Origin of the sequence: Morganella sp. HSTU-ASny43 (genome assembly GCF_022819185.1) — a bacterium.
GTDB lineage: Bacteria > Pseudomonadota > Gammaproteobacteria > Enterobacterales > Enterobacteriaceae > Morganella > Morganella morganii.
Genome location: NZ_WSPG01000069.1, coordinates 1 through 1,463, shown reverse-complemented (window position 1 = coordinate 1,463; position 1,463 = coordinate 1). Strand labels below are relative to the sequence as shown.

The 1,463-nt window shown below is 49.0% G+C and carries 2 protein-coding genes and 1 pseudogene; 1 reads left to right on the top strand and 2 read right to left on the bottom strand.

The window, feature by feature from the left end; translation table 11 throughout:
• A pseudogene (locus GN208_RS17730) lies at positions 1 to 295 on the bottom strand (tail assembly protein); the annotation flags it as partial.
• A 78-nt stretch (positions 296 to 373) separates the two neighbouring features.
• Between GN208_RS17730 and GN208_RS17725 the strand changes: the two are divergent.
• The gene (locus GN208_RS17725) at positions 374 to 778 is read left to right on the top strand and encodes a cell envelope integrity TolA C-terminal domain-containing protein (protein WP_111759642.1); all 405 of its coding nucleotides are present in this window, start codon (positions 374 to 376) and stop codon (positions 776 to 778) included.
• On the opposite strand, the gene GN208_RS17720 is transcribed toward GN208_RS17725, so the two are convergent.
• Positions 768 to 1,463, bottom strand: a complete 696-nt coding sequence (locus GN208_RS17720; protein ID WP_243828511.1) for a C40 family peptidase — start codon at positions 1,461 to 1,463, stop codon at positions 768 to 770. The genes GN208_RS17725 and GN208_RS17720 overlap by 11 nt on opposite strands.

Sequence of the window (1,463 nt, the reverse complement as noted above, 5' to 3'; positions counted from 1 at the left end):
TAACCTGCAGCAATCCCCCGCGTTTGCTGCCGATCACAACAGGCACAATCCGGATAACATCATCCGTCACCGGAAAACTGAAGTCGTCCACCCCGATATTCTTTTCCCCGCGAAATACCGCATACGTTAAGCCGCGGGATTTACTGGTATTCAGGAACTGTTCAAAGCCCGGAATAGTGCAGCACAATGCACGGACAGCTTCTGACGTGGTGCAAACAAGCCGCTGGTGCGTTTTGCCGAACGTTTTGCCCAGCACGCCGCCCAGCTCTATTTTTGCCATTATTTCCTGTGTCATAATTCCTCACTACAAATACTATTTAATATTAACAGGCTCCCGGCAGCATACTTGCCGGGGAACAACAGAGGACCTCAAATGATCAGGTTAAATATAACAGTCTTTATTGTGCTGCTACTGAGTGCCACTGCCGGAATGAGTCACCCCGGCATGAATAAAGAAAATAATAACCATAGATTGCGGCACACTGTTGATATCCGCTTCGGAGAAAAGTATTCCGGAAACAACATCACGGAATATATTAATCAGGTAAAATCTGCCATTAAAAAAAATTTTAATATTAATGATAAATGGCAGGGAAAACGCTGCACGATTGCCATCAGCTTTACACGAATGAATGCAACCGTGATTGAAAATGGAGACACTGAATTATGTAATGCAGGCTTATCTGCTGTTGAGCAGGCATTTTTCCCAAAACCTTCCGGAGACATAAGAAAAGATAACTCATTAAAAAAAGATATAATGATACATTTCACCCCATAAAAAATTCACAATATCTCAGGACCATTACAGTGCGGTCGCGCCAGTAACCGCCATACGGCACCCGCTGGCTCAGATGTCCGTACAAATGATGAAGCAGCATATTATCATCCAGCAGAATGCCGGCATGATTGGCGACCGGTGCCTGTATCTGCATCACGATGACATCACCGGGCTGCGGATCATCGACCTGAATAAACCCCGCTTCCCGCCAGTTATCGGCGTACCGGTTCTCACCCTGCTCCCACCAGGGATAATCCACCCGGTAATCCGGCAGTTCAATACCGTGTTCCTGCCGGAACCAGCTCATCACCAGCCCCCAGCAGTCCGTAAACCCGAGCACAAAAGGCCGACCAAGTAATGGCAGCTCGCCGCGCGGCTGAACAGTCCGCAGATCCCCCTCCGGCCAGCTGACGATATACCACGGTATGCCGAGAGCATCACAGTGTGCTTTATCAAGTTCTGACGGCTGGGTGGTAGCATCCGGGTGACTGTGCACAATACCGGTCACCGTACCCCAATCCTCAGCAGCGGTGTAATCCTCCGGCGATAATACAAAATGCTCTTCCGGCGTAGCCGCGATATTACGGCAGGGAAAGTATTTCACCACACGGGATTTTTGAGCTATTACTCCGCAGCACTCGCGGGGATATTCACGCTCTGCGTGTGCAAAAATAGCTGCCTGAAT

What these genes read in the sequence shown, in the direction of transcription:
- GN208_RS17725 (WP_111759642.1), top strand. Translation starts at nt 374, where the DNA reads ATGATCAGGTTAAATATAACAGTCTTTATTGTGCTGCTACTGAGTGCC.